29 protein-coding genes are annotated in these 23,601 nt (G+C 39.1%); 22 read left to right on the plus strand and 7 right to left on the minus strand.

The genetic code is table 11. The features are described from left to right. The 7 genes from O4O04_RS19890 to O4O04_RS19920 all read left to right on the plus strand — a co-directional run bounded on the left by O4O04_RS19890 (window position 1) and on the right by O4O04_RS19920 (window position 5,296). Window positions 1–717, plus strand: coding sequence for a ParA family protein (locus O4O04_RS19890; RefSeq protein ID WP_272536209.1), 717 nt, complete (start codon window positions 1–3; stop codon window positions 715–717). Next, on the plus strand, window positions 714–1,247 hold the full coding sequence (locus O4O04_RS19895; protein WP_272536210.1) for a DUF3102 domain-containing protein: 534 nt from the start codon (window positions 714–716) through the stop codon (window positions 1,245–1,247). The genes O4O04_RS19890 and O4O04_RS19895 overlap by 4 nt, the downstream gene beginning before the upstream one ends. A 377-nt stretch (window positions 1,248–1,624) precedes the next feature. Continuing rightward, window positions 1,625–2,185, plus strand: coding sequence for a helix-turn-helix domain-containing protein (locus tag O4O04_RS19900; protein WP_272536211.1), 561 nt, complete (start codon window positions 1,625–1,627; stop codon window positions 2,183–2,185). A 31-nt stretch (window positions 2,186–2,216) separates the two neighbouring features. After that, the gene (locus O4O04_RS19905; RefSeq protein WP_272536212.1) at window positions 2,217–3,065 is read left to right on the plus strand and encodes a ParB N-terminal domain-containing protein; all 849 of its coding nucleotides are present in this window, start codon (window positions 2,217–2,219) and stop codon (window positions 3,063–3,065) included. A 41-nt stretch (window positions 3,066–3,106) separates the two neighbouring features. Beyond that, window positions 3,107–4,075: a hypothetical protein gene (locus tag O4O04_RS19910; RefSeq protein ID WP_272536213.1), complete on the plus strand. Its 969-nt coding sequence runs from the start codon at window positions 3,107–3,109 to the stop codon at window positions 4,073–4,075. Next, window positions 4,050–4,352 (plus strand): STAS-like domain-containing protein, encoded by a 303-nt coding sequence (locus O4O04_RS19915; RefSeq protein ID WP_272536214.1) that lies wholly within the window; start codon window positions 4,050–4,052, stop codon window positions 4,350–4,352. The genes O4O04_RS19910 and O4O04_RS19915 overlap by 26 nt, the downstream gene beginning before the upstream one ends. A gap of 224 nt (window positions 4,353–4,576) precedes the next feature. Continuing rightward, on the plus strand, window positions 4,577–5,296 hold the full coding sequence (locus tag O4O04_RS19920; protein ID WP_272536215.1) for a hypothetical protein: 720 nt from the start codon (window positions 4,577–4,579) through the stop codon (window positions 5,294–5,296). A gap of 177 nt (window positions 5,297–5,473) precedes the next feature. Here O4O04_RS19920 and O4O04_RS19925 read toward each other — a convergent pair whose 3' ends face one another. The 7 genes from O4O04_RS19925 to O4O04_RS19955 form a co-directional block, all read right to left on the minus strand. Further along, a complete protein-coding gene (locus tag O4O04_RS19925) occupies window positions 5,474–5,653 on the minus strand; it encodes a hypothetical protein (protein ID WP_272536216.1) in 180 nt (59 codons plus the stop codon). Further along, window positions 5,650–5,886, minus strand: coding sequence for a hypothetical protein (locus O4O04_RS19930; protein ID WP_272536217.1), 237 nt, complete (start codon window positions 5,884–5,886; stop codon window positions 5,650–5,652). The genes O4O04_RS19925 and O4O04_RS19930 overlap by 4 nt, the downstream gene beginning before the upstream one ends. Before the next feature lie 206 nt (window positions 5,887–6,092). Then, complete coding sequence (locus O4O04_RS19935) at window positions 6,093–6,368, minus strand: hypothetical protein (protein WP_272536218.1); 276 nt, start codon at window positions 6,366–6,368, stop codon at window positions 6,093–6,095. 25 nt (window positions 6,369–6,393) lie between these two features. Further along, complete coding sequence (locus tag O4O04_RS19940; protein WP_272536219.1) at window positions 6,394–6,777, minus strand: hypothetical protein; 384 nt, start codon at window positions 6,775–6,777, stop codon at window positions 6,394–6,396. After that, window positions 6,774–6,941 (minus strand): hypothetical protein, encoded by a 168-nt coding sequence (locus O4O04_RS19945; RefSeq protein WP_272536220.1) that lies wholly within the window; start codon window positions 6,939–6,941, stop codon window positions 6,774–6,776. The genes O4O04_RS19940 and O4O04_RS19945 overlap by 4 nt, the downstream gene beginning before the upstream one ends. Next, window positions 6,938–7,249 (minus strand): hypothetical protein, encoded by a 312-nt coding sequence (locus O4O04_RS19950; protein ID WP_272536221.1) that lies wholly within the window; start codon window positions 7,247–7,249, stop codon window positions 6,938–6,940. Before O4O04_RS19950 ends, O4O04_RS19945 begins: the two co-directional genes overlap by 4 nt. Further along, complete coding sequence (locus O4O04_RS19955) at window positions 7,246–7,524, minus strand: hypothetical protein (protein WP_272536222.1); 279 nt, start codon at window positions 7,522–7,524, stop codon at window positions 7,246–7,248. The genes O4O04_RS19950 and O4O04_RS19955 overlap by 4 nt, the downstream gene beginning before the upstream one ends. Before the next feature lie 178 nt (window positions 7,525–7,702). Here O4O04_RS19955 and O4O04_RS19960 point away from each other — a divergent pair, with 178 nt between their 5' ends. The 15 genes from O4O04_RS19960 to O4O04_RS20030 all read left to right on the plus strand — a co-directional run bounded on the left by O4O04_RS19960 (window position 7,703) and on the right by O4O04_RS20030 (window position 23,518). Then, a complete protein-coding gene (locus tag O4O04_RS19960) occupies window positions 7,703–8,305 on the plus strand; it encodes a helix-turn-helix transcriptional regulator (RefSeq protein WP_272536223.1) in 603 nt (200 codons plus the stop codon). Between the two features lies 1 nt (window position 8,306). Further along, entirely contained in the window at window positions 8,307–10,028 is a 1,722-nt protein-coding gene (locus O4O04_RS19965) for a hypothetical protein (protein ID WP_272536224.1), read from the plus strand. 1,150 nt (window positions 10,029–11,178) lie between these two features. Further along, window positions 11,179–12,828: a phage portal family protein gene (locus O4O04_RS19970; protein WP_272536225.1), complete on the plus strand. Its 1,650-nt coding sequence runs from the start codon at window positions 11,179–11,181 to the stop codon at window positions 12,826–12,828. Beyond that, the gene (locus tag O4O04_RS19975) at window positions 12,791–13,273 is read left to right on the plus strand and encodes a methyltransferase domain-containing protein (protein WP_272536226.1); all 483 of its coding nucleotides are present in this window, start codon (window positions 12,791–12,793) and stop codon (window positions 13,271–13,273) included. Before O4O04_RS19970 ends, O4O04_RS19975 begins: the two co-directional genes overlap by 38 nt. 9 nt (window positions 13,274–13,282) lie before the next feature. Continuing rightward, complete coding sequence (locus O4O04_RS19980; RefSeq protein WP_272536227.1) at window positions 13,283–13,978, plus strand: hypothetical protein; 696 nt, start codon at window positions 13,283–13,285, stop codon at window positions 13,976–13,978. Continuing rightward, on the plus strand, window positions 13,965–14,936 hold the full coding sequence (locus tag O4O04_RS19985) for a hypothetical protein (RefSeq protein WP_272536228.1): 972 nt from the start codon (window positions 13,965–13,967) through the stop codon (window positions 14,934–14,936). Before O4O04_RS19980 ends, O4O04_RS19985 begins: the two co-directional genes overlap by 14 nt. A gap of 90 nt (window positions 14,937–15,026) precedes the next feature. Continuing rightward, complete coding sequence (locus O4O04_RS19990; RefSeq protein WP_272536229.1) at window positions 15,027–15,695, plus strand: Rha family transcriptional regulator; 669 nt, start codon at window positions 15,027–15,029, stop codon at window positions 15,693–15,695. Between the two features lie 207 nt (window positions 15,696–15,902). Next, a complete protein-coding gene (locus O4O04_RS19995; RefSeq protein ID WP_272536230.1) occupies window positions 15,903–16,388 on the plus strand; it encodes a hypothetical protein in 486 nt (161 codons plus the stop codon). Further along, window positions 16,370–16,663: a hypothetical protein gene (locus O4O04_RS20000; protein WP_272536231.1), complete on the plus strand. Its 294-nt coding sequence runs from the start codon at window positions 16,370–16,372 to the stop codon at window positions 16,661–16,663. The genes O4O04_RS19995 and O4O04_RS20000 overlap by 19 nt, the downstream gene beginning before the upstream one ends. Further along, complete coding sequence (locus tag O4O04_RS20005; RefSeq protein ID WP_272536232.1) at window positions 16,660–16,935, plus strand: hypothetical protein; 276 nt, start codon at window positions 16,660–16,662, stop codon at window positions 16,933–16,935. Before O4O04_RS20000 ends, O4O04_RS20005 begins: the two co-directional genes overlap by 4 nt. Window positions 16,936–17,076: 141 nt before the next feature. Then, window positions 17,077–17,538: a hypothetical protein gene (locus O4O04_RS20010; protein ID WP_272536233.1), complete on the plus strand. Its 462-nt coding sequence runs from the start codon at window positions 17,077–17,079 to the stop codon at window positions 17,536–17,538. A 2-nt stretch (window positions 17,539–17,540) separates the two neighbouring features. After that, window positions 17,541–17,918, plus strand: coding sequence for a hypothetical protein (locus O4O04_RS20015; RefSeq protein ID WP_272536234.1), 378 nt, complete (start codon window positions 17,541–17,543; stop codon window positions 17,916–17,918). Beyond that, entirely contained in the window at window positions 17,918–19,057 is a 1,140-nt protein-coding gene (locus O4O04_RS20020) for a hypothetical protein (RefSeq protein ID WP_272536235.1), read from the plus strand. The genes O4O04_RS20015 and O4O04_RS20020 overlap by 1 nt, the downstream gene beginning before the upstream one ends. Window positions 19,058–19,121: 64 nt before the next feature. Then, on the plus strand, window positions 19,122–22,571 hold the full coding sequence (locus O4O04_RS20025; protein WP_272536236.1) for a PBECR3 domain-containing polyvalent protein: 3,450 nt from the start codon (window positions 19,122–19,124) through the stop codon (window positions 22,569–22,571). Continuing rightward, the gene (locus O4O04_RS20030; RefSeq protein ID WP_272536237.1) at window positions 22,571–23,518 is read left to right on the plus strand and encodes a hypothetical protein; all 948 of its coding nucleotides are present in this window, start codon (window positions 22,571–22,573) and stop codon (window positions 23,516–23,518) included. Before O4O04_RS20025 ends, O4O04_RS20030 begins: the two co-directional genes overlap by 1 nt. The last annotated feature ends 83 nt before the right edge of the window (window positions 23,519–23,601 follow it).

Below are 23,601 nucleotides of genomic sequence, written 5' to 3' on the forward strand. Positions count from 1 at the left end.
ATGATAATTTCAGTCGCTTCACTTAAAGGTGGTGTCGGTAAAACTACTATTTCAACATTTCTAGCTCAAGCATTTGCAGCCCGCGGTTTTTCAGTTCAATTAATTGACCTTGATCATAACAATAATCTTACAGATTTTTTCCTAAGAGAAATCGATTCAAACGAATTGGAAAGCAGAAGCATTTTTAAAGTTTTACAAGGCTACTTGAGTATAGAAGCCGCAAATTTTACACTTCCTTCGGGAATCAAAATTGTTCCGGCCACTCCAACGCTTTCAAATTTAGATTCAACACTTGGAAGTGATCCTGGTTTAACTTTTAGGTTCAGAGAAGATTTAAGATCATTAGAATCTGATATTATTATTATTGATATCCACAATGCAAAACACTTGGGATTGTATTTAGCTCTCTATGCAAGCGACATTGTTCTTTCTCCATTCACTCTAAATCGATGGACATACCAAGGTTCCATCGACATCCAAACCGAAGTTGAAAAAGCTTCCAAAACAATAAAAGAAAAAATACAATTCATTGGTGTGAGATCAAATCTTACTGATAAAAAATCTCTTGAACTCGATAACGTTACAGATTTGAAAATTGCAAAAACAACAATCCATAGGTCCGAAGCCATCGAGACAGCTAGCTCTATCGCAGAATTTTTGAATCCAAATACAAAGGCTTTCAAGGAATTCCTTTCTCTGTCCGAGGAAATATTTTGAGTAAAAAAGATAAACGACTTCAAGCCTTATCCGGAATACGGCCAGGAGCTGAATCAGATATAAACAAAATTGTTGAGAAAGATATTGATCCAGATATCAGTAAGGCAATAGCTTTACATGAATCAATCGCCATCAATTTAAAAAATGCTGTGAGAACCGCGATTAGTTTAGGTGAACTTCTGGCCGGTAAAAAATCCAACTTACCTCATGGGCAATTCACAAATTGGGTTGAGACCAATCTTCCATTCACTATGCGAACAGCGCAGAGATACATGAGTCTCTATGATTTTCGTGAGAAGTTAAATACGACAGGATTGTCGCTTTTGGAAGATGCTTATAAATACATAGCTGACCAAAAAGAGCAAAAAGAGCTTCCAGGAGAAAGCCCAAAATTACTTTACCAGCGTTGGAAAATGGGTGGATCTATTTCAAAAAAGGAAAGAGAAATAGTTAAAGATTTACTTGAGACAAACTACCATAGCACGCAAAAGAAATTGGAAAAGATAAAATCCGAATTAGATTCATTGTGATTAAAAATTATTCAGAATAAATTAAAAAAGTCTTGTACTGAATTTCGAAAATCGTATATTGGAAAAAGATCATCTGATCTGACTCGTTTAGTCTTAAGCTCGAACCGTGGGGACTGCAAGCCTCACGGTTCAAATTCCCCCAAAGAGACATAATTAAAGATTGACTTTTTTTAAGCCATATTGATATGGTACGTACGTTCGTAAGGAGACATAACTCCTTAGGCCTCTTGCAGGGTTAAGAACAACGACTAAACGAGGAACAAAAATTCCTCATTAATACAAAATCTCTATCAGTAGGGTAGGGAACCTATGTTCGGACGGAAAAATTTGAGAATACTCCGCTCCCTGTTCGAACTATATCCGGAGTATGAGGGAATATGAGAACAGGAATTTGGATCCCTGAATGGGTGAACGAGTTAGGACTCACGGGAAATGCGAAGCAGCTTTATGCGGAAATTGTTTCGCTTCATTTTGCCAGTGGATGCTTTGCATCTAATGAACATTTTGCGAAAGTCCTTGGTCTCAAGGCAGATACAATATCTAGAATGATATCTTCGCTTAAGAAAAAGGGACTGGTAGTTCAGTCATCATTCGATGGGAGAAGAAGGACTTTGATGCCTCTGAGAATCGGAGCTTCATCCATTGCAGAACCGGAAGTCAATCAGACTCAGACACGGACAAACGTCCAAGAGAGGGTAGGGAAAGAACCCAAACCTGAATTGGAAATTCCGTCGTCTCCTGTACATATATTAAAGGTACAAAAAAAGGAAAACAAATTTAGACCAAGTAACTCGAATATTAGTGAATGGGAATCATTCCTTTTATTCGCCAAGAGACTTTCGAGTTCTACTGGGAGCAGGATTGGGAACTACACGAAACCTGAGGATCTTCCACCTGATCTGAGAGTCTACTACGATCGGTTCCAAATTGCAGCTTGACTAGGAAAATACAGAGGAGAATTGTCACAAGATGAAGATCGAATACAGCCCCGTTAAGAATATCCGAATTGATGACCTAGTAGTACACAAAGACAACTTTGTACGCGAAGTTGATAGAGAAAGTCAAAAGGTTTTTGAGGAAGCAATAGCAGAGCAGGGAGTCGAAGTTCCGATCCTATTGTCTAAGGAAAAAAATTCTCAAGGCAAATACGAAATTCTAAATGGATCCAGAAGATTCAGAGCCGCTAAAAAAGCAGGTCACAAAACTATAATCGCAAAGCATGTTATGTCCGAGATGGACGAAAAAACCAGAGCTCATGTGATGATCAAAGAGAACGGTTTTGCCAAGGACTACTCTCCAGAAAACAGAAAGCGAGTTATTCAAATTTGGTTTACGAAGGACGAAATTCTTTCAGTAGATAGAGGTGGAGCATACGGAAATCAATACACTTCTAGAAGAGAATTCAAGATCTCAGCCAGAAAGAAGATCATGGATCTATTCGGTTGGCCTCTTGCAACCGTGAACCGCGACCTAAAAGAACTCAGAGACGAGTTAAAAGCTCAAGACAAAAAACCGATCACCGAACTCCCTGAGCTCCTGGAAGGCGAAGTAATATACTTCAACAACAGAGTTCTCGAATGGTACGAATCAGAAAAGCAGATCGAGAAAATCAAAGCCGATGCAAGAAAAGCAATGGATGATTATAACGCGCGGATAACAAAAGTTAAATCAAAGCTAGGCACCTTTAAGCGAGATTTCACGAAGGTAGGTGGATTCGAGAATTATTTGGCTCTAGCAATCAAGAAAGATCCAGCAATCAAAGGCAACAAAGAGTTAAAGAAATATATTGAGACCAAGGTGCTAAAAGGAAAAGAGTAGAGAGGGTTCAATTAAACATTGAATCTTAGAGAAGATCGTAAATGAAGATGAATTTATTTGATAGTTTATCGGAAATAAACGATATTGGAAATAAACACTCTGATAAAATTGAAGTCCGACCAGGTCGCTATAGTCCAGCTTTTTGGATCAATCTTCTATGCATTAAAGACAAAACCAATAAAGACATTGTTTTAAATTCTTCTGCATTAAGAACTTTTGCAAATACGATCGGATTTACTGATATTGCAGATCCCTCGAAGTCAGTTAAGATTAATAGATGGAATCGGAATCGCACATATACCTTAATTCAAAAAATTGAATTCAAAATTGATAATGTTGATGAAGCCAACACAGGAATCATCTCCTGTCTGAAAAATTCAGCATCCAATTTGGATCGATTGATCAATGATATGAATGACTATAATATAAAAAAAACGATTGGTGAATTGCATGATAATGTAAAAAGCCACAGCCAATCTTTTGGATACTCAATGGCTCAGTTTTCGGAGAACCAATTTGAATTTTCAATTGCCGACACAGGTATCGGATTTCTAAATGAGCTTAAGTCAAGATCAATTGATGTAGTATCCCACAATGAAGCGATTGAATGGTGTTTGCAGAAAAACAATTCCACCAAAAAAGTCGAAGATGATTTTTCTCAGTCAATTCCAGAAGATGCAATACAAAATCCGTTCGGGAAAGTCCCGACCCATTTTAGGAGTAATGGGAATCATCATCAAGGCCTTGGTTTGCATATTTTAAAGGAATTCGCTAGAATTAATAACGGAACCCTAGAAATAAGCTCAGGTGGAGGATTTTATTGTCTTGACTCCGATGGAAAAGAGAATTATTCGAAAATTGACCAGAAAAACAGCGGTGTTTCAATAACGCTCAAGCTAAATTTGTCCGACATTCGTAGTAAAGTAAATGAATCGACAGAAAAACGAGAAATTTTAGAGTCTATAAATTGGGAGCTGGCAGACGATGAATCAGAAAATTATCAATTTTGACCATTCATATTTATCTTCTAGGAACGCTGCTTCCATTCTAAGGCGCAACGTGGAAGAAGAAATAGGTAGAGGAAATAGAGTACTTTTCGATCTATCTGGAGTTGAGTCAATTTCACCTTCTTACTGTGATGAACTGTTTGCAATTCTCGCTCAAAATATTGGAGAAAACTCTTTTGCACGTCATGTGGCTTTTGTAACTCCAAAAAGACATTTGATCGAATCTATTTCCGTAGCAATTGTAGAGCGATTGCCCGGAAAAAGTTTACAGACAGCTTAAATTTCTTTCATCTAATTTAATCCGCGGATATCGGGAAAAGAGTATCATTTGTTTTTCAGATTAACAGCCAAATGCCTTTAGACGGAACTTTTCAGAGTGTAATTAAAGACAGACTAAAACACCCATTCTTGGGACCGTTAACTGTTTCTTTTTTTACAATCAATTTTGATGTTTTCTATTTACTCTTCATGAACTCCATATCCAAAATGAATGCTTATGGAGCATTGAAATTATTTAAAGGTAGCTTGTTAATGAATTGTTACTATAGATTAACAATCCCATTGTCAATCGCTATTATATCACTTCTGCTCGCACCTGCTTTCAATGCAATTTACCTTATCTTCCTTCAGGGCGTTGACTCGTGGAAGACCAATAGGATTCACAAGGCAAAAAGAATCGATAAGGATTTTCTAATCGAGGACCTTGAAGGTGAAAACGGACAACTAAATAGCAGCAAAAAAAAGATTATTGAAAACTCAAAGAATTTGATAAATAAATTACTAGAGATAAAAAATGCTGAAATGGATTTAAAACTTGGATATTCCTCAAATTCTCTGGGAGTCGGTTCAATAGTAACAATTTCTAAAGCAGGTAAATTTGTATTAATAACTCAGGAAAATCTTACTCGCAAAGTAGCAGTCGTTTTATGGAGTCAAATGGGTTATTCACTAATAAATTTTAAAAATCTACAAGTAATTCTTCAGGAAGGCTCATCATATGATTCTTTTGATCCACACGATGGATCTAAGAGAGGTTATTTAGATCCGCAGAATGGTCAAATTTACATAATGGAAACTGGCGTACATGAATCGCTTGTGGATATAGGTTACTTTTCTTATAATCCAAATTCTGGAAAATATTTTTATAAGTCTCCGAGTTTAATAAATGAATTAGTAAAAGATCACTTATTGGAAGTTGAATTGGATAAAATGTTAAATACATAAACTTGTTTAATTGCCTCTCTAGACATTTAATTTATCCAAAGTAAAATAAGGAATTCTATATTTTACTTTGGATAGGGTAAAGTAACATAAGAATTCGGATCATCGGGGAAATGGCTCCTGTCTATCTCGATCCTCATTCGGTGGACTAAATGAACGGAAAGCGTGATTGTTGAGATCTCATAGGATAAAGCTCCCGATGACAACATCATCCAGAGACACGTCAACTTTTCCTTTTTCTATTCTCGTGAGAATTCTATGGTTATATGCCGATCGATTCTTATCGGTAATTCCTTTACGTGCTAGAATCCTTTCGAGACTCCAGACAAAGGATAGTCCTGTTGAGCCAGATAGGTTCATCTCCCACACCTGCATTGAACTTGAGTTGGATCTGGGCAACCGCAACATCCACCAGATAAATCAAATCTTAAACAACATGTTGGCTCAACAATCCAGCCTTGATCTCCGCATTCAGAGCATGTTTCCCAAAACTGTCCATCGGTTGCCATTAGATTCGAATCGAAGATTGCGTTTACTTTTGCTTTTAACGCAGGTGAATCATTTATATTTGGAGTTAGATCAATCTTTTCCATCTAATTAACTCTGGCTTCTGCTGAATGAATCCTTCTTTTTCTCAAAACCACTCTTAACTGGTATTCCTTTATCAGCTTCTCTATATAATCACTTTGAGAAAGCTCCCCTCGATCTTCTTGAAGAAAATCATAGGACTCACTATCAAGTCGAACTGTGAATTTGTGTATTTTCGTTTTGGGTCGGGACATGATTTATACTTCCAAGCCTAGATCATTAAATAATCGGCTTCTCGGTCTTTTAAGCGGACAACCCAATTCCATCCTACTTCTTCAGTGAAAGTTTCAGAAATATTATTTTCACCGATAATCTTTTTAATAGAGGGAAGGGCGTGATCATAGAACTCTTTATCTGATAGAGGATCTTTCATTCCCTGGAACCTAATCTCGAACCTCTCAAGATCCACGGTTATCTTGAAATTGGGAACGATTCTCCTGATGGATGTTATTCTTAGAACTCTTTTCATTGTCTCTATTTTGTGCATGATCTAATTTCCATACTTAAATTATTTATTCTCGCCATTCCTTTTTTCTCACGGAAAAACACTCTTCACCGAACCCCACAGATCCTATTACCACTTGCTCAAGTTCTTCAGGTTGACACCCGTACTTCGCAATGAACGCTGTCAAGATTTCCTCTCGCTGCTCTAAGACCTTTCGGAATTTTTCTTGGGCTAATTCCTGGATTGATTTTTGAATGTTTGGATTGGAGAGATCGTGAGTCATTCCAACTTCCCATTCTATTGCCTGGTGGGTCATCTTATAGATTGCATCTTGTTCTGTTTTATAGCTTGGTGACTCTAAATAGATCCCACCTTTGTTGTCGGAATGACGATAGTCCATTCTCCAATACCAAGTGCCATCGTTTGTTTCAATCAATTCAACCCCGTTCATAGAATTTCCTCGATAGAATCATAATTTAAAACTTTTATTTCTTCACCTGATTCTTTTTTAAATATCCAGCAATCGGTGGGCTGTTGTGGCTCATATTCAACCGTAAGATGATGCAATGCTCTTAAATTAAAATACACATTTACTTTAGATCCAACTTCAATCATGTCTTATTCCTTTTTCGTGAGTTTTGAATATGCGTTTTTATTAAAGGGGTCAACCCTGCCCAAATCTCGATAACATCGCCTTCAATTGGCAACATCACATAATCGCCGTCGATAATAAATCTCTTCGCTATCGCATCTTCCAACGTTTCCAGCTTGCGAGTTGTCTCTATGTGTGCGAGTCGTTCGGATTCTAGCTTTACTTTCAACCAATCAACATAAAAAGGATTATATATATCGCCTTGATTCGTTTTTTGCACTATATAAGTGTTTGGGTTTTCTTTATAGAATTCATTCATAAAGTTATTCATTCTACTAACTCCTTGAGACTTGCGGTAAAGTCGGATTGCACAATAAATGATTTATCCGATAATTCTACTGAATATAAATAGCCGTCCTCTTGCTCCCAAGCCCATCGATCCATCAACTCATCCAAAAATAATCTTTCGTTAGCTGTGCAGGTTTTTCTTTTACTTAAAATTCCACGCAATACCGCTTTAAATTCTTCTCCATTCCATACCTTAGTATCATGAATGATTGAATTAACTACTTGCAATATTTCTTCTTCAACTGAATTGTAACTCACTTCGGGAACTCCTTATGCTCTCGACCATCCACCAATGATCCAGCTGTCTTACTTTATAATTGCCTAAATCTCAGGTGAGACAAAGCCGTTTCACAATTGATACCATAACGCACCGTTTATGCAAGCAAAAAACTACTAATCCATACAAAAATCCGTAAACGGTGGATTCGCGATTGACTTGCAGATAATTCTAACCATTTCGTCCAGCTTTTGTATGGAAGATACCAAGCCAACGCAAGCTCCTAAAAAGAAAACTGCACCTAAGAAAAAGAAGGCACCGGCCAAGAAGAAGGTAAAGGTCGCAAGTGCACCTGCTTATCCACTTAATCCTCATACGAAACTATCTATTGATCAATGGCACTGCTTGTGGCTCACATTAGCCGGTCAGACTGTTAAGCAAATTGCGAGTACTTTAAATATTTCAGAACAAACGATATACAGTTGGCAAACGAGAAATGAACCTGCTGCAATAAGCTACCGAGAAGCTCTAGCAGAAGAGGTTAGGGTAAGGAACGATTTCGCACGAGAAAAAGCTCAGACTATAGTCGTAAAGTTCTACGATGTTCTTGATGCATGGGTTGATAAACTCAAGAAACAGAAGGGCTCTTTGGATCCCAAGCACGTAGCCAATATCGTAGCGATTCTCAATGCATCCAAGTGGATGTTCACAAACGAAAAGAAGACGAAGGATGATGATAAAAAGAAAGAAGCTCTGATCAGTGCATTTGAGCAATTCATAAAAGAAGAAATCACGAACCAACAAATCTCAATGGGTGAATGAGATGTTGGATATTCTTTCCAAGATCAAAGGAACACAATTCGAGAACTTAGATCCCGAGACAATAGCCCAAGTCTTGAATAAAGTCAAAGCTGAGTTATTCGACAAAGCTAAGGGTGAGAACAGAGAAAAGATAATTTGCAGGAAACGTGCAGTTGGAAGAAAAGGGCAGTTTCTCTTTTTTTGCCGTCACTATTTCCCACATTATTTCAACATTCCGTTTGGTGAGCAGCAAATGGAGCTCATTAACCTAATTCAGTCTTACCGAGCTCGTAGAAAACCCGATGGAACCAAATTTAGACCGCCTCTTAAGGCTCTGGTAGCGATTTCTAGAGGATTTGGTAAGTCAACTATACTAACACTATGCGGAGTGCTCTGGTTGCTTCTAACGGGCACCTGGAAGTTCCCGATTCTCATTTCATCAACTCTGAATCAGGCGAAAGAATTCTTGAGAAAGATTCAGGAAGAGATCGAGGACAATGCAATTCTCTATAAGGATTTTCCCGAGCTCATGCCCAAGAAAGATATCAAGGGGCAGAACGTAGCCTGGAATGACTACGACCTCGTGTTTGTCGGTGGGTTCCGGGTTATAGCAAAAGGTTGGGGAAATGCGATTCGAGGTAAGAGACACAAGAACATAAGACCCGATGCGCTTCTCTTAGATGATCCCGATGAAGAAAAGGATGTTGCTTCTGATACGACTATGACTCGTAAGTATCGGTGGTTAGAGAGAGCTGCTCTCAAGCTCGGACAAGTCTGGGGTATAGATGCTATTCTCTCTTATACAACTATTGCACCTAACTGTGTTGGAGAGTATGTTTATAATTCCGAGAGATATAGAGATTGGATAAAACATAAGTACAGGGCTATCATTACAGACGAGAATGGAGTAGAGCGTTCAGCGTGGCCTGCAGGAGCTCCTCTTGAGACTTTACAGAAGGAAAGGGAAGATGACCCGATCACATTCGCACAAGAACGTCAGAACGATCCTCTTGCCGAAATTGGACAGAAGTTTAAGGGATTCATCCAGACATGGGAATTTGAAAGACCTGTTGATTGGACTGGATGGACACTGGCTCTTGCAGTTGACTTGTCACTCGGAAAAACTGAGAGATCCGACTACTCAGCTATTGTTGGACTCGGACTTAGTCCTCAAGGAAAATTCTATGAACTGTTTTCTGATATTGAAAGAAGAAGACCAGACCAAATTCAAAAAGATCTTATCAAAGCAATCAAAGCCTTTCCATGGAATAAAGTAGGGATCGAGACCAATGGTGGACAGGAATACTTTCTCGATGGATTCAAGAAACACGTAGAAGAGCATAACGAATTGTGTGCGAACGGAGTTGATGGACTCACAAGAGCCGACATGATTTTGATTCCCATCGAAGGAATCAATAACTCAGGAGACAAGATCAAGAGAATTGAAGGTGCACTTCAAACTCTAATCGAATCTGGACTCATGTTGCTGAGAGCCGGAAAGACATTGCTCTTTGAAATGTTAAATGAATTCCCGTACAAGAAACTCGATGGACCTGATGCACTTGAGATGGCTCATAGGCTTATCACTGAAATGGCAGGGAATTTCGTTTCTGTTGGAGGAGGTAGTTCACTCTACATTCCAAAAGGTTCAGCTACTGGATCTTCTAACGAGTCTCCTCCTCAAGAAAAAGGATACACACTCCAGCAACTTCAAGCAATGAGAAGAAAGAAAAGAGGATTCTAGATTTTTATATTTTTGGTCGGTATATTAAATTGTTATTTTCTTTTGTTCTTTTCGTATATAGATTCGCATCCCTAAGAGTGCGATTCATGAGTCTCACTCCAGAGTGCGAATCACAAACTGCTAATATAGATTTGAGTCTCACTCTAGAGTGAGAATAACTTTCTTCCATAATCAGGGTTTGCTATAGCAGAGGACAAAAGTCCAAAAACACGAAATTTAAGCAATTTTCATGATTTTCATCGAAAAATCCTCGAGGGGGCAATTGTGCCCTGTCGAGCGGAACAGATATTTCATCCGTTATATTAGAATATATCTATAATTTGGAGTTAAAAAAATGCCCGAACGAATTCGGGCCAAATGATCTGATATACGATCGAACTTCTGTATTCTACATGCAAACACAGAAGGAGGGACCGATACTGAGAGTATCGGAATCACTTGACTGAGAATAAAATGTGAGAATAACTTGGATGCTTGAATGGGATTCGAAATCAAAATAAAGTATGCAATTCGATTTGGAAAAAGAACATCCAGAGTTTTTACTTTAATTAATACCCTTTTGATCGAATAATCCAAAACCTAACACAATTTTATAATTTCTCACTTGACTCATTGCTGAATTGAAGGAGAGTGTACTTGCGACAGAGACTCATGCTTCACAGCAAAGGTTTCGAGGGAGTTCTAGAGAAATCTAGGACTCCTTTCAATTCATAACCTCCTCCATAATTTCTACTCAATTCGGCTTTTCTTCTAATGCGACATAACGTGCATTATGGGAAGTTGAGTTTTTGGTAGCGACATTTATGTCGTGACCGTTTAAATTTACGGGAAAATTCCCGTATTCTTCAGTTGACGAATTCCCTGTAAAATCTTCCGCTTATTTATCAACTTAGGACAAAATCAGTGCCAAATAAAGCGCATGTTTTGTCATTGATAAGAAAATTCTTTTGTAAATCATTTGAAAACCCAAAATTGCTATTTTGCCGAGAATCGGCGTATAAAGGGGTTTGTAAACGTTTGCAAATTATTTGCAAATAATTTAAAAACTCCTTGAACAATAAATAGAGCATTGTCTTTGTCCGATTTCCATATGGGAAGACCACGCGGACCGAATTTCGAGAAAAACAATTACTACAGAATGCCTCGTCACATGAGGCAAGAGAAAGAAGTGAAAGGCAGGGTGATCGAAGAATCAAAAATCTTTGAGCCAACACCTGAGGGTATAGCTGAATTCAGAAAGTCCGCTATCTACCAACCTGCCAGAAAAGCAGTTGAGCAAGCTGTAAAGATCAATAACCAGATTCATGACATTCTCGCAAGTGCCAAAGATCGTAAGAATCCGATTTATTCAGATGAACAATTTGCGATGATTGATCGCGGTGTGAAAGTAAGACCGATTTACAGAGTTCCCACAGATGATCTGAGGAATATCTCGTACTCGAGTTCTCTCATCGGTGGTATTCACCAAATAGTCTCCGATGACGTTTCTATGTACTGCCAGTATCAAAAAGATCCAGGCTATAAATTCGAGCTCAAAGATCCGAACGAAAAGATCGATGGTAAGCTTCAGTTGGAAATGGATGAACTTGGGAAAATGCTTTTGATCATGGGAGACAAATCCTCTCACGACTGGCGTGAACGAAATAGAATGCATGAAGTATTGGAGATGGCTACTCGGGACACTCTGGCAGTCGATGAAGTGTGCTACCTTCGAACCTACAACGCGTTTGGAAAGCTGATAGACGTTCGATATCTTGATCCAGGCACCATGTTTAAAGTTGATCCACGGAAAGGCTACTCAGGGGACAAACGAATCACTCACGTTCAAATGATTCGAGGTCGTGTCATAGAGACTTTCGAAGCTGGTAGAATTGTACTCCGGAATAAGAACAATCTATCGGACGTGAGAATGAACGGTTTCGGATTTTCACCCATCGAGCAATGTTTAATAGAAATCATGTCCCTGCTCTTCACTATAAAGCACAACGCGGATCGATTCAATTCCAGGAATCCTCCTAAGGTATTGCTCACGGCCGAAAACAACATCTCGAAAGCCGACCAAGAAAGATTGGAATTGGAATGGGAAAATGCTTATTACGGAGGTCGCGATTCGTTCAAGGTTCCGATGCTCTTTGGTTCAGGAAAAATGCAGGTTCACAATCTAGATGTATCCGATGACTTCGAGTTCGATAAAGTCCTTCAGATGTCTAGCTCTTTGATCATAGCAGCTCATGGAATGGATGCTGCTCAATTAGGACTCAAACTCTATCAGTCAACAGCTCTCTCAGAACCTTCTACAGACGGAAGACAACATTTTGCTCGTGACCGTATGCACGGAGCGATCATGGGATTTCACCAAGATTGTCTCAACGAACTAATTGATCCACCGGACGACCTTCCCTTTCGTCTTGTGTTTACGGGAGTTAAAACAGAAGACCTTTCCAAGAAAGCTGATCTCTCTGACAAAGAGTTCAAGACTTTTAAGTCCTTGGATGAACTCAGAAAAGAGCGCGATCTTCCAACCATGAAGGAAGAAGCGGACGAATATCTGAGACTTGGTATTTTCTCTGAGGAAGAAGCGAAGGCTCATGCAAAACTTGGAGCACTTAGAGGAAACCAGTATTATGCTCAGGCTTTCACCAAGACAATCACTCCACCAGTTCAACAACAAATACCAGGTCAAGAAATGGGAGGTGGACAAGGACTTCCAGCTCCTGCAGGTGGTTCAATGAATAGTGACGGATTGGAGGATCTTCCATGGAATGAAGAAGACTTTGGGGAATTCGATAATGGAGCCTGAGAATAACAAATTTCACAAAGGGAATTCCACGGACGGGAAACACTATTGGAAAACACCTCCTCTGCTTATGGAATCTTTGAACAATGAATTTGCTTTTGATCACGATGCTTGTCCTTTTCCAAAACCCGATGGTTACGATGGACTTACATCCGAATGGGGAAAATCAACCTACGTGAATCCACCTTTTGGATCGATCATGCATCAAGGCAAAAAGAAAGGCCCTACAGCTTGGGCAAGAAAAGCGATAATCGAAAATAAGAAAGGTAAAAGAGTCGTAATGGTTTATCCAATTGATAAATGGGTGTTAATGTTATTGGAAGCAGGTGCAAAAGTTCGCAACCTTGGAGATGTTAAATGGCATTCCATAGAAGATGACACACCGGGTCCAGGAATTGGAAGACATGTAGCGTGTTTTATTCTTGATGCAAAAGCTGTATTAGAATAAAAACGTCTTATGGCAGAAGAAAATACAATAACCGAAACCCCGAACCAAAACGAAGTTACTCCAGAATCCAATGAATCTCAAAGTGAGACAAAGGCACCGGAGGAAAATCAAACAACCGAACCTCAAGCAGAAAGTAGTTTACCAGTAGAAGATCCAGTTCAAGGACCGATTGACGAAGTTGTGAGTGAACAGGCTTCAACATCTCCCGAAGATTCTCAAGCGGTGAACAATGTGAATTTACACGCCAATGAGAATCTAGCAAATCCTCATGATAGCACCAATGAAACAAAACCTCAAGATCCAGATCCAAATTTGGCTCTGTCTCAAAGTGAGACAAAGGCACCGGAGGAAGACAAAAGATCGTTTATCCAGTCTGTAATTGATGGACTAAGTGCACCTGAGAAAACTACTTTGCTTCAGGCAATCAAATCGCACCACTCTTCTCCGCACAAACAAGAAGTGAAGGTTAGTTTGATAATCGATTCATTGTTAAGTGCAGTAGGTAAAAGCGAAGAGTTTGGAACCGAAGAAAAGAAAACCATTTCCGAGATTCAAGCGAAGATCATCGAGAAGCAAGGTCAACAAGAGTTCATGAACCTAGCATCGGGATTTGATTCCTTTTTAGGAAATCCTTCCTATTCCGAAGAGCAACGCTTGTCCCTACTCTCTCAATCACTAGATACTTATCTAAGTGAGTTGGGATAAAGAATCTCCCTTTCTCTCTTATCGAGCAGGAAGGGAATTCCAATTACTTGTAGGAGATCGTCTCAAGTGGCTTGAGTTTTGCGTTCTGGGTTCAGAGAAACCGAAGCTCAAGGCCTCTAAAGTCTATTTCAGAAAAGGAATATTCTCTTGGGGAAAAAAGAATCTCTCTAAATACTTTCCTCAGATATTCGGAAAAAAGAAATTTTCGGGTGATCGACCGGTCATTGCCGTGGGTGTCGAAGATCCCGAAGACTTGGACGAAGACCAATATCGGGAGTTCGATGATTGGTTATTCGAGTTCTTAGAAACCGACTGGAATCCAACGTACAAAGAAATTGGCGAAACCGGTACCTTACTTGGATATCTTGCAGGGTACCTCACTGGAGAGCTTAAACTCCCGTCTGAGACCGTGAGAGAAATGAGCATCGAAGACTATGACCGAGCTCTTAAACATAAGCTTGGTTTTGGAATCGAGAATCGAGAGGAAATGGATAGAGTCTTTACTAAGAAACGAGAACAAGAACTGGCTGCTGAATATGCAAGGAATCACGGAGCTGAGTGGCTTGCCATCTACAAGCGAGACGACAAGGGTGCCATGATCTTGGACGAAAATGGAAAACCTGTTCGGGGTGGAAAGCCCTATGAATATCTAACGACTATGTGGCGAGATATGATAGTTCAGTCCATCTCTGAAGGTCGAACCATGGAAGAGCTGCAATCGGACATGGCTTATCCCGACCTAATGGACTTGGTTGAGAAAGGAACGATATCCATGGACGAATATCTCCAAGTTCTCAATGGAGATGAGTCTGGGTTGCTCACACTGAGATTGAATAGGAATTTTAGACGATTTGCTTGGACAGAAGCGAGTATGGCATTCAACAACGCACGTCTCGCTGCCTATGCAGAACAAGGACAAGAATACGCGGTTTTCCGCAAAGGACAGAGGATGATGTGATAATGGACTAGCAAAGCTTACATTGTAAAGGCAGCTCCAAATTGGGGCTCCCCTATGTCATTTTAAATGAGAGTATTGGAGTTACTTGATATGAAATTAGAGAAAATAGATCAAACCAAAACAATGTCCAGCTTCGAAATTGCTGAACTTACGAATAAGCGTCACGATAATGTGATGACAGATGTTCGTACAATGTTGGAAAAGTTAAGTTTGCACGCTCCTGATTTTTCAGGAACGCAAAAATATGGGAATAATAATACCAGGGAGGTGTTTAATCTTCCTTACCGTGAAACGATGATTCTTGTCTCAGGCTACTCGGTCGAACTAAGAGCCAAGGTTGTAGATCGATGGATTGAACTCGAAAGGCAAGTTAAGAGATCCAAAAAACAACTTTCTCCTGAAAGAGTAGAATCAATACGAACTCGAAACAGTTTCACTAAAACCTTGGAAGAGCACGGTTGTAATAAGCCAGCTCACTTTATAAACATAACATACATTCAAAAAGATGGATTAAATATCCCGAGAAAAAAGAAAAAAGCAGAGTATTCAAATACAGAACTTCTTCTCACTACAGCGACAGAAGCCCTATCAACTTTCCATTTAATTGCGCAAGATGTACATGGATATCATAACATAAAACCAATCGCGTCACATGTTGCGGATGTTGTCTATGATGGAAGTTACGGAATTATCGAAGAAAGAAAGAAACTAATCGGTAAGTTGGAGTCAACATCACTGATGGTATCCAAGAATGATTGAGACTCTCTTAATATATTCTTTCTATGCTTCAATGGGAATAGCAGTTGCGCTCATTATTGGATGGTTCAAGGGAATTGCTATTACAGCTGAAGACATATTCTGTCTTCTCTTCCCGTTCGTGCACATGGCTTTATTTTTCGGGTATTACATGGTCGTTCTATTTCTGAAGTATCGATCGTTCATAGTTATTAATGGGAGAGAGAAGAAATGAAACCAAGTGATAGAATAAAAAAGTGGCACAAAGATGGAAATCTGGATGACGGTCTCCCAATCGGATCTATAATTTTCGATGAACTCGATGAAAGGATTAGAATGCTGGAAAATAAGAATTCTCTAGCCAACCAATTATTTCAAAGAATTCGAATGATATTTAAACCGAGCCCTAAGCCAGCTGTCAATTTACACGAGTCAAAAAGAGACCAGTTCTGTACAAAATTAGAACGTAATTTATTGGATGAACTCAAAAGACAGGGACCGATTCCTAATTCAGGACTTGATCCCATGGAAAGAATAATTTTCAGCATTGAGCAACACATTCTAAAGTTAGAGTCAATATATGAAGATGTTATACGAAAGCATGATTATGACCAAGCCAAATTGTATTCTGCGAGAATTGAAACGAGTCAAAGCATTCTCAAAATGGTTGAGGCTGTAATGAAGTTAGGAGCTAGTCAATGGACAAAAATAAACTAATAACGGAATGGGTGAATTATAGAACCACAAAGTGTAAGATTAATTATGAGGATTGGCTCGAATTACAATTAACAGAGGAAAAACTTGCGCACGCTGAAACAAAGAAGCGATTGGATGAATTGCAAGTTTTGTATAATAATTCATTTAGATACACTGCATTTATTTTAAAATATGTAACTCTTTCGCCCTTTAAAGAAAGAAACAATCGAATAGATAAAGCTGTCATTAAATCGGTTTATTTACTGAAGGAACTATTCGAGAGGAAAACTAAGTGAAAGATAATTTCCCGGGTCAAATTGTAGTGATTGGACATTCACCAAAAAAACAAGAAGTTGAAGAGGCGTTGCAAAAACTCAATGAGCGAATATTGGATATGCACTTTCAAGCCCCTACTGCCTTTTTTCATCCAAATGAAATTGAAAGATTGTTAGCAAATCCAGAATACGCTGCCTGGATAAATTCTTATATAAGGAGACCACTGGATCAGTGGCCAAGAGAATATCAGTGGGATAAACCAGTTGATCAAACGGAGCCTAGGAAAGCATGAAACAGAAAAACCGAATTATAAAAAACCGTAAATTATCCAAAGAATTGATTCGCAGACTAATGTGGTTCGAAGTTTCACGATTCGATATTCGGGGAATGGTACAGATTTACTATTCTTTTAAAGTAAATGTAGTTAGACACGATGTCCGCTAAATACTATAAGGAAGCAATCTTTCATCTTCGGATGAACTTACAGAAGTTTTTCTCTGATCACAATAAGAGATACGAGACATGGCATGATATCGCACCGATCAAAGATCCGGTCGAGAAAATGCTTTGGACAAGACTCAAATGGACGCACGAGGATCTTCTAAAAGCAGAGAACGCGAAACCTCCAATGCATTATAAAGCGGAGGTGATAATCGATGCACTTGCAAGAGAACAAGTATCTTCTGAATACCAAGATGTCTATTCCCACTTGTCTCGAACACTGAGAGACTTAAGAGATGGGGACATGGAAATCTATGGACTGGTAATGGTGTCCTTTAAGTTTTTGCTTAGCGAACCTGTTCTTTCAATCGAATCTTCTGGATTAACCGTAGAACAACAAATTGCTGCACTGGAAGAAGCATTGAAGCAACTCAAGGGACGAGGAAGGAACTGAGTATGGATTTTAAACAATTAATTGAAAAGCAGTTTGAAGAACAAGGATTAGAGAAATATGAATTCCTTAGTTCTATTTTTGAAATAACTACCTATGATGATGAACTCGAAAAACTTTTGGTAGATGAAGTTTGCGAAGTCATTGAAGTTCTACTAGAGCAAAGAAATTTTGAATACATAAAAGATCCTGATAATTATCTCAAATTCATTCGAGCATTGAACAGCTTTTTCCTAAGGGATAAAATTCAATGGGGTACAAGTATCCGTGGTGCCTGGATTGAAGCGGAAGGATGTCAGATCGATTTTTTTCCTAAATTCACTACCACCGAGCACTTCCAAGAATTTCTAAAAGAGCTTATCGTATTCTGGAGATCCAAATAATGCCACGACAATTTATAAACTCAGGTTCAAACCCTTTTCAAACAGAATTAGGACCTTCAGCGTTCAACCCAAATCCACCAGACGACTTAATCAACAGACAAGGGGAAAGAGCTATCTGGCTCCGAGCTCTCCCTCCACCAAGCAAAATGCAAACGGGAAGAATGCTCGGTGAGGAAGACGAACCATGGATGTACCGTATTGACAGAGTTCGGAGAATGCCACAAGAAACAATTATCAACCAGCATATTGAAGGACTCGACTTGTTCACTAAGTTTGGACCGATATCTAAGGTTCGCGATCTGTATATGTTCAGGAACGAGGACTATGGTGGAAACGTTCATCTAGAAGTTGAGAAATTTTCAGACAACCGAATCACGATTAAACCGAACCCAGAGTTTGTTCCGGATTATGAATTTCAATGTGACTATGAAGTAGAGACATTCGAGAGAAGGTTCATCAAACCCTTCATCCAGACTAAGGCTGGTAGAAATTTATTTCTCGATACTGATGAACTCATTGTAAAGATCCATTCAGTCCATCGACATATAAGTGGAACAGAGCAATTTGAACTCCTAGCGGATGTGAAGACAGACTTGACCAAAATTATTCTTCCACAAGCATCTGAAGCTGGTAGAGAATTCATTTTAGACATAACGACCTTCTCTCCTATTTCGATTGGATACAGGACTATAGATGCAAGGGATAAAAGGCTTAGCGATAAATCAGGATTGAGTTTAGTCGCTGGAGACCTGGATCTTGTGGTTCCTACAAATATTAATTTGTCGAAAGATGATATACTCATTCCTCTTAATTCACTTAACACTGAAAAAGAATGGATTCAACGTGGCGAAGATGGAAGGTTTCCGATCAAGCTTTCTCCGGTACGTGAAGTATATGCAATTTACTCTGATACCGAAGAGTTCCATGATTTCGAGATCGAGGATTTTAGGTTTTTGAAGATCAACGAACAGACTCCAGACAATCTCATGATAGTCTACGGATACAATCCACGATTTAGAGTTCTTCCTGAATCAACGATATCGGCAATTGCCCGAAAGGTTCAACCACGGAAATACAACGCGCGCCTTGATCAGACTTCTTTGGATCTCGGAAACATATTCGAGGAAATTCTAAAGTGAAATCGTGAGAAGCATTTCAAAATAACTTGACGATTATTTGTAGCCTGTCCTTAGTCCCCAATCCATGGACAAAAGGATTACTGAGTTTGTTAAAGGGATCAAAGGATCTCAAAAGGCTGATGCGAAGTATTTAGATCGAAAACTGGTTAACGGAAAGTGGCAATACATTTACGCTACAGTCCAAAAAGTGAATGCGGAAGCCAAAGCAGCCCAGAACTCTTTCCTCTCTAAAATAGCATCCGTTTTCGGGATAAACACCGAGCAGGCCAAGAACAAAGCTGAGGATGAATACAAAGTCCACTCCATTGAATTAAAAGGTGTTTCTCTAACCGATTGGGTATCTCATTTTAATAGATACTTCCAAGAGAAAGAAAAGATAGATTCCAAGTTTAATAAAGATCGAATTCTTGACTCTGGAAAATCCAAAGAGCTTACCGAGAATACAAAATCGAATTCCAACGATCAAAGCCAGTCAACAGAGAAAAAATCCAATTACAAGGTATCGATCTTCAAGCTTTTATATGAGCTATACGGTGATAAAGGACTGTCCTCAAAAGTCGAGAATTCTGATTCCAAAGATAATTCTACTGATCTTGAGTCATTCGCTCGGGATACTATCAATTCCAAGTCCAATGAATTTAAAGTGCGAGAAATCTCTAAAGTCAATCCAATTGTTGCTGAAAAGATCAAGCAAATATTAGGTGAGAAGGTCGATAATTACACGCACACTATTTCAAGTTACGAAGTAAAACATATTATTAATAATCATGGTGGTGAAAAGGAGCGATTACGAGGGCAGCTACCAATTGGAGTCGAAGATTTTAATAAGATAAAAGAAGTTTTGGATAGTCCTGATCAAATCAAAGAATCCAGACTATCCCACCAAGGTCTTAGGACATTGGAATTTTCCAAGAAAATTGATGATGAATATTATGTTGTTGAAGAAGTGAGTCCTGCAAAAGGAGCCTTTGTCGCAAAGACTTTTTATAAAAAAAAGGTGGTTCAGGGTGGCGTGAACCGGATGCCTTTCGACCCCCAACACTTAACGTCCGAAACGTTTCCCCCGTCCCCAATTGAACAGAATACAGCTGTATCAGAATTAAGTCAAGTTCAAAATCAAGATCCAAATCTCTCCGATTCATGGACAAGTGAAAACTATCGGTTTAAAGATATCGGTTATGTGGCAGGTTCAAGAAAAGAATTAGCTTCGATGAATATTAGAAATTGGGCGAAAGAAGGAAAAAGAATCAGGTCAACGGATATTGATTGGGATGATCTTGAAAGCAATCCACGAGAAGCGGAAAAACTTATTACAAAATCTAATATTTTTGGAGAAGTGAATTGGGAGAGTCTCAAAGAATCTGGAATGTCGGCAGAGGCTGGTTACATTCTTTCTAAAGTATATAAGTCTATACCTACTCTACCTGCAGACAGCAATCCAGCGGGACGTAAGCATTATGTGGAGGGTGTCCAATTGGTTCGAGATCGATTGGAAAAACATAAAACACTGGACGGCCTTCTCTCGGAGATTGGTCAAATTCGAGATGAGTTTTATGGAGTCCTTTACGATGAAAAAGAAGCCGAGAGAGTAAAAATATTAGAAGCTGAAAGCAGAGATATCGCGATCAAGAATCTTGAATATAATAAAGAAATGTATCGCTTAGCAGATGAATCAAGTTCAATCCAGGCGAGAAAAACCGCTATTGAAAAAGCAAATAAAGTTGGAATCTATTCATTCAATAGGAATAAGAAAGGTCTGAAAGATCCATTGGTTCATTTGCCAGCCGAAGCCAAAAAGAAATATCAAGAACTCTTGACCGCAGAAAAAGAACTTACACAAAAGAGAATAAAACATAAAGAAAGTAATGCCTATTTTTCAGAGCAAACTTATGAATCGCATTCCGATGGAAATGGAGGCGTTGTCTCTAGGCTTAGAAGCGGATACTCATCAGACTTCAATAGAATCAGAACAGAGAAAGCAGCAATAGATAAAGTAGCTAGAATTCGGTATGCTGGAACCGACCAATTCAAAAACTTAATGGCTTTAGGTGAAGACTTTGTGAAGTCCGTTCATTGGAAATCTAGTAAGAATTCTTTTGCTCGTGATGTGGTCAGCGCACAACATGGAAGTATTCCGAAAGACTGGAATTGGGAGAATAAAGAAAAGAAGTCATCTATAACCAAGGAAACTACCAAAGGTGGTGTTTCATTCTATCTTAAGGTTGCAGATAAAATAGAAAGGAAAGGTGGAAGATCGATTACGATTGAATCGACCAAGGAACTCGTTGATACTTTTGGATTCGCAAACGTCCAATCAGGAAACTGGGTTCTTCGAGATTTAACCTCCGCTCAATTCCATACTCAGAAAAGTGCGGAAGCGTTCATGGATCTTGCGGACATCCTGGGAATCCAGGACAAGGATGTTTCTCTCGATGGGAATCTTTCTATGGCCTTTGGTGCCAGAGGGACAGGTGGATTTCAAGGAGGGGCAAGCGCACATTATGAACCTGTAAATCGAGTCATAAACATTACCAAGATGAAAGGTGGGGGCTCACTCGCTCATGAGTGGTTCCATGCAATTGATAACATCATCATGGCAAAATACGGAGACAGCTGGCAGAAATTCGGAACGTCTAGTCCCGATACAATTACCAATGAGAAACTGAAAACAGCGTTCAACAAAGTAACCAGATTACTTGAGGACGGAGATAATCCTGAGATCGTTGTCGTCCAATATCCTGAAACCACTTCCAAGTTGATAAAATCAAATATGGATCGATTGTTTAAGAACCAAAACTGGAAGGATTTTAGTAAAGAAGAAGGAATTCAGAAAATCAAAGATCGATTTAATTACAATATAACAGTAAGCAAACTTAAAGATTTGGATAAGGAAATCGATGCGATCAAGAAAAAAGATAAAAGTAAATATGCTGGATTCTATCTCGAAGGAAGCCGTAAGTCCTTAAAAAAGAGTCTTAAGGCAGCAAACAGCTGGTTGGATGTTTGGCATGCTTACTCTGGAAACAAGGAAGTGGTGGATCTTGCTGATGATTCACAACCTGTCAAGATTCAGAAAGGAGTAATAAAAGTTCCTTCCGGAAAGAAAATCTCAAATTTCAAAATGAGAGCTCAAGAACTTGACAATGCACAAAATAAGAAAACACCTTATTGGAGTTCGACAATCGAAATGGCAGCCAGAGGATTTCAGTCCTTTGTTGAAGACTCACTAGAAAAAGTAAATAGGAAGAATGATTACCTTTCTAGCTACGCGGACAATAAATACTACAATGATCCGATTTTTGGTAAGACTTTTCCATTCCCGGAAGGTGAAGAACGAACAAAACTGAACGAAGCGTATCTAGAGCTATTCAAAGCTCTAAAAGAAGAAAACGGCTTTCATGACCTTCGGGCATTTGCTAAGTCTTTCTTTTTCCAAAAACAATCCATCAATTTCGACCTATTTAAAGCGAAACTCGTGATCAAGAAATTTCTCAAAGGACAGCAGGTAGCATAATGACTCGCACATTTAAAGGATTTACATATAACAACCCCGATACGATAGCACATAGAGACTTATTACAGATTGTCTATTCTGGAAAAGAACTTCATACATTGGAGACCATGCCTGAAAGCATTGGATGGGGTTCTCTCGTGACCTCCGACGAGATTCGATATTCTCTCATGTCTGGAAACGGACGATTAACCACCGTTGATGGATCTCAGATCACGAATGAGAATCTGGATGGGTTTGTTGATCAAACAGTTCGAGCATTGTCCGAGGAATTAGAACACGATATCTACCCTACTCTCTATCGACATCGACCAACTGGAAACGGACATAGAATGATAGAGCCTCATGCAAAGTGGTATGACGCTCACGATTATCAACAAAGAGATCCAGAAAAGAATTTCTATATAAATTTAAGACACAGACCAATTATCAAAATACTCAAATGGGATTTCGTGAATCCCATTAACCGCGACCAAAACAGTAGCTCGGAAAGAGATCCGATCATTGATCTAATGCCAAGACTCAGGGTCACTTACGATACGGGAATCGTTCAATCAGTGGGAATTATAGGTGGTGGAGCTCAATTTAACCGGAATGCTGCGATGCGATCACACAGAATTTTGAGCTATGGTCCAACTAAAATGCCTAACTGCTACTATCTTGATTTTATTTCTGGATACGATCAAGCGTCTAGGGTTCCTGCAGAACTCAGAGAACTCGTTGGACTGATTGTCGCGATCAAGGTAATGTCCATCTATGGAGATGGTCGCGCGGCCGGTGTAGCTTCCTTCTCGATCAGTGCTGGTGTCCTCCATGAATCTGTGTCCACCACTCAGTCAGCTACAAGCGCAATGTACGGTGCACGTATCTTAGAACTCAAAGTTCAGGTTAAAGAATGGTATGAACGACATTTTAATAGATATAAACCAATACGTATGGCTATTCTATAAAAATTTCTTGTCCTCTATTTGGCTCTGTCTCAATGTGAGACAAAGGCAAATTACACATGAAAATCCTGTTCTTTATAATCTAC

This window comes from Leptospira sp. GIMC2001, assembly GCF_028462125.1.
In the GTDB taxonomy this organism is placed as follows: Bacteria; Spirochaetota; Leptospiria; order Leptospirales; family Leptospiraceae.

Bases quoted from the DNA above. Each gene is read 5' to 3' on its own strand.
- O4O04_RS19890 (WP_272536209.1), top strand. From the start codon at position 1: ATGATAATTTCAGTCGCTTCACTTAAAGGTGGTGTCGGTAAAACTACT.
- O4O04_RS19900 (WP_272536211.1), top strand. From the start codon at position 1,625: ATGAGAACAGGAATTTGGATCCCTGAATGGGTGAACGAGTTAGGACTC.
- O4O04_RS19905 (WP_272536212.1), top strand. From the start codon at position 2,217: ATGAAGATCGAATACAGCCCCGTTAAGAATATCCGAATTGATGACCTA.
- O4O04_RS19910 (WP_272536213.1), top strand. From the start codon at position 3,107: ATGAAGATGAATTTATTTGATAGTTTATCGGAAATAAACGATATTGGA.
- O4O04_RS19915 (WP_272536214.1), top strand. From the start codon at position 4,050: ATGAATCAGAAAATTATCAATTTTGACCATTCATATTTATCTTCTAGG.
- O4O04_RS19925 (WP_272536216.1), bottom strand. From the start codon at position 5,653: ATGAACCTATCTGGCTCAACAGGACTATCCTTTGTCTGGAGTCTCGAA.
- O4O04_RS19930 (WP_272536217.1), bottom strand. From the start codon at position 5,886: ATGGAAAAGATTGATCTAACTCCAAATATAAATGATTCACCTGCGTTA.
- O4O04_RS19935 (WP_272536218.1), bottom strand. From the start codon at position 6,368: ATGCACAAAATAGAGACAATGAAAAGAGTTCTAAGAATAACATCCATC.
- O4O04_RS19940 (WP_272536219.1), bottom strand. From the start codon at position 6,777: ATGAACGGGGTTGAATTGATTGAAACAAACGATGGCACTTGGTATTGG.
- O4O04_RS19945 (WP_272536220.1), bottom strand. From the start codon at position 6,941: ATGATTGAAGTTGGATCTAAAGTAAATGTGTATTTTAATTTAAGAGCA.
- O4O04_RS19950 (WP_272536221.1), bottom strand. From the start codon at position 7,249: ATGAATAACTTTATGAATGAATTCTATAAAGAAAACCCAAACACTTAT.
- O4O04_RS19965 (WP_272536224.1), top strand. From the start codon at position 8,307: ATGTTGGATATTCTTTCCAAGATCAAAGGAACACAATTCGAGAACTTA.
- O4O04_RS19970 (WP_272536225.1), top strand. From the start codon at position 11,179: ATGAGGCAAGAGAAAGAAGTGAAAGGCAGGGTGATCGAAGAATCAAAA.
- O4O04_RS19975 (WP_272536226.1), top strand. From the start codon at position 12,791: ATGAAGAAGACTTTGGGGAATTCGATAATGGAGCCTGAGAATAACAAA.
- O4O04_RS19980 (WP_272536227.1), top strand. From the start codon at position 13,283: ATGGCAGAAGAAAATACAATAACCGAAACCCCGAACCAAAACGAAGTT.
- O4O04_RS19990 (WP_272536229.1), top strand. From the start codon at position 15,027: ATGAAATTAGAGAAAATAGATCAAACCAAAACAATGTCCAGCTTCGAA.
- O4O04_RS19995 (WP_272536230.1), top strand. From the start codon at position 15,903: ATGAAACCAAGTGATAGAATAAAAAAGTGGCACAAAGATGGAAATCTG.
- O4O04_RS20000 (WP_272536231.1), top strand. From the start codon at position 16,370: ATGGACAAAAATAAACTAATAACGGAATGGGTGAATTATAGAACCACA.
- O4O04_RS20010 (WP_272536233.1), top strand. From the start codon at position 17,077: ATGTCCGCTAAATACTATAAGGAAGCAATCTTTCATCTTCGGATGAAC.
- O4O04_RS20015 (WP_272536234.1), top strand. From the start codon at position 17,541: ATGGATTTTAAACAATTAATTGAAAAGCAGTTTGAAGAACAAGGATTA.
- O4O04_RS20020 (WP_272536235.1), top strand. From the start codon at position 17,918: ATGCCACGACAATTTATAAACTCAGGTTCAAACCCTTTTCAAACAGAA.
- O4O04_RS20025 (WP_272536236.1), top strand. From the start codon at position 19,122: ATGGACAAAAGGATTACTGAGTTTGTTAAAGGGATCAAAGGATCTCAA.
- O4O04_RS20030 (WP_272536237.1), top strand. From the start codon at position 22,571: ATGACTCGCACATTTAAAGGATTTACATATAACAACCCCGATACGATA.